Below are 2656 nucleotides of genomic sequence, written 5' to 3'. Positions count from 1 at the left end.
GCAGGATCAGTCCGGCGAACACTTTCGTCAGCGCCCCGCGCCGGCGCGACAGGCCGCGCGCCGCCCGGGCGCCGAGCAGGCTGCCGAGCACGCCGCCGCCGACGAACACCGCGGCGAGCGCCCAGTCCACCAGCCCGGCCGCGGCGTAGCTGCCCGCGGTGGTCAGGCCGAAGGCGGCGACGGCGACCAGCGAGGCGCCGACCGCCTGCAGCATCGGCATCCCGGTGGCGAGGACCAGGCCCGGCACGATGAGGAAGCCGCCGCCGATGCCGAAGAAGCCCGACAACGCCCCGACCGCGAGGCCGGTGCCGACCAGCGCCGGCGCGTTGCCGCGGTTCAGCCGGACGACCCGGTCCTCCGCCGGCTCGCGCCGGCGCAGCATCAGCCCGGCGACGACGATCATCATCACGGCGAAGGCGGCGAGCAGCGCCTGCCCGTCCACCCGCTTGCCGACCTGCGCGCCGGCGAAGGCGCCCAGCACCCCGGCCGCGGCGAAGACCGAGGCGCAAGGCCAGCGGACGTTGCCCGCGCGGGCGTGGTTGGCGAGGCCCACCGCCGCGTTGGCCGCCACGGCGACGGCGCTGGTGCCGATGGCGAGGTGCGGGGACGGCACGCCCACCAGATAGACCAGCAGCGGCACCGCCAGGATCGAGCCGCCGCCGCCGACGAGGCCGAGCGAGAAGCCGACCAGCACGCCGGACGCGGCGCCCAGCAGGGTTTGCAGCAGCGACAGGACCGGCACGGCGGGTCGTTCCTCTCTGGCGCGGCGGCGGCGGCGGGCGGCAAGGCGCCCGCGGGCCGCCCGGAGGCCCGGGCGGGGGTCGGAGCCGGCCGCCGCGGCGGCCGGCTGCGGCATCAAGCGGCCTCGGGGGCGGCCCCAGTGGCCGGCGCGCGGTTCCAGGGCATCAGCCGCAGCAGCCTTGCGAGGCCGCAGGTGCCGGTCGCGCCGGCGAAGACCAGGCCCGCACCGACAAAGGCGGAGAGGCCGTGGAGCCAGGGGGAAACCAACGCGCCGAGAAGCGCGCCGAGCACCACCAGGGAGCCTGCGGCGATTTGCACCTGCCGCGCCATTTCGAGCGGCTGGCGCCGGTCCTCCGCCACTGGCAGGCCGGCGCGTTTCCAGGCTTCGAGCCCGCCTTCGACCGCATAGGCCTCGCACGCCGGCCCGGCCTTCGCGGCGAGACGCGCGGCGTTGCCCTCCGTGCGCGCGCCGGAGCGGCAGTGGAACAGCACCGGCCCGCCCCGCTGCGCCGCGAGTTCCGCTTCGTCGAGCCGGGAAAGCGGCAGGTTGCGCGCCCCCGGAATGCGCTCCCGCGCGTGCTCGTCCGGCTCGCGCACGTCCACGAGCGTCGCGCCCTCCTCGCGCAGCAGCCGGGCGGCGTCCCCAGGCTTGATCGTCTTGAGCATCGTCGTGTCCCTTCCTCGTCTGACCGGGTCAGGCCTCGGGCGGGCAGTAGAGGTCGCGCAGCAGCGCTAGCAGGCGGGCGGCCTTGGGATCGGCGAGGCGGTAGAACACCGCCTGCGCCTCCCGCCGCGTGGCCAGCAGCCCGTCCTCGCGGAGCTTGGCCAGGTGCTGGGAGAGCGCCGGCTGGGACAAGCCGACCGCCCCGGCCAGCGCCCCCACCGTCGCTTCGCCCTCGCCGGCGAGGCGGCAGAGCACCAGCAGGCGGCGCTCGTTGGCGAGCAGGCGGAGCATCCGCGCCGCCTCCGCCGCCTTCCCCTCGAACGCCGCCAAGTCCGGGGCCGCCACCGCCGTCGCCATCCCTCCACCCACCTCATACATAAGCTTGTACTTAATAAGATGATGCTTATATGGATTTCAAGCCCCGTCCCGGGGCCGTTGGAGGACACCATGGACAAGCCCGCCATCCGCGCCTTCTTCGACGAGCCGACCAACACCGTCAGCTACCTGGTCTGGGACCCCGCCACGAAGGACGGCGCCGTGGTCGACCCGGTGCTCGACTGGGACAACCGCTCCGGCGAGGCCGACACCCGCTCGGCCGACGCCGTCCTCGCGGCCGCGGCGGGGGAGGGCGTCGCCGTGCGCTGGGTGCTGGAGACCCACGCCCACGCCGACCACCTCACCGCCGCGCCATACGTCAAGGCGCGGACCGGCGCGCCGGTCGGCATCGGCGAGCGCATCAAGGACGTGCAACGGATCTTCCGCCCGGTCTTCGGCGCGCGCGACCTGAAGCCCGAGGGCGGCGACTTCGACCGGCTGTTCCGCGACGGCGAACGCTTCCCGCTCGGCCGGCTCGAGGTCGAGGTGCTGCACGTCCCCGGCCACACGCCCGCCGACGTCGCCTACAGGATCGGCGGGGACGTGTTCGTCGGCGACACGCTTTTCATGCACGACTACGGCACGGCGCGGGCCGACTTCCCGGGCGGCGACGCGCGGGCGCTGTTCCGCTCCATAAAGCGCCTGCTCGCCCTGCCGCCCGAGACGCGCCTCTGGATGTGCCACGACTACAAGGCGCCCGGCCGCGACGCCTACGCTTGGCAGAGCACGGTGGCGGAGCAGCGCGCCGGCAACCCGCACGTGAAGGACGGCACCGCGGAGGAGGAGTTCGTCCGCTTCCGCACCGAGCGCGACGAGGGCCTCGCCGCCCCGGCGCTGCTGCTGCCCTCCATCCAGGTCAACATCCGCGCCGGACGC

At 75.0% G+C, this 2656-nt stretch carries 4 protein-coding genes; 1 reads left to right on the top strand and 3 read right to left on the bottom strand.

All coding sequences use genetic code 11. The features are described 5' to 3' along the window. The 3 genes from ABD067_RS26270 to ABD067_RS26260 form a co-directional block, all read right to left on the bottom strand. The coding region (locus tag ABD067_RS26270) for a sulfite exporter TauE/SafE family protein (protein ID WP_343898400.1) at positions 1-733 on the bottom strand (733 nt) is incomplete at its 3' end. Positions 734-855: 122 nt separating this feature from the next. Beyond that, positions 856-1407: a rhodanese family protein gene (locus ABD067_RS26265; protein ID WP_343898399.1), complete on the bottom strand. Its 552-nt coding sequence runs from the start codon at positions 1405-1407 to the stop codon at positions 856-858. Positions 1408-1435: 28 nt separating this feature from the next. After that, entirely contained in the window at positions 1436-1762 is a 327-nt protein-coding gene (locus ABD067_RS26260; protein ID WP_343898398.1) for an ArsR/SmtB family transcription factor, read from the bottom strand. Between the two features lie 90 nt (positions 1763-1852). Here ABD067_RS26260 and ABD067_RS26255 point away from each other — a divergent pair. Then, positions 1853-2656 (top strand): MBL fold metallo-hydrolase (locus tag ABD067_RS26255; RefSeq protein WP_343898397.1); only part of this gene is annotated, 804 nt, incomplete at its 3' end.

It is taken from the genome of Craurococcus roseus (assembly GCF_039523795.1).
Taxonomy (GTDB): Bacteria; Pseudomonadota; Alphaproteobacteria; order Acetobacterales; family Acetobacteraceae; genus Craurococcus; species Craurococcus roseus.
The sequence above is the reverse complement of the archived record's forward strand: the minus strand, read 5'-3'. Positions and strand labels throughout refer to the sequence as shown.

What these genes read in the sequence shown, in the direction of transcription:
- ABD067_RS26265 (WP_343898399.1), bottom strand. Translation starts at nt 1,407, where the DNA reads ATGCTCAAGACGATCAAGCCTGGGGACGCCGCCCGGCTGCTGCGCGAG.
- ABD067_RS26260 (WP_343898398.1), bottom strand. Translation starts at nt 1,762, where the DNA reads ATGGCGACGGCGGTGGCGGCCCCGGACTTGGCGGCGTTCGAGGGGAAG.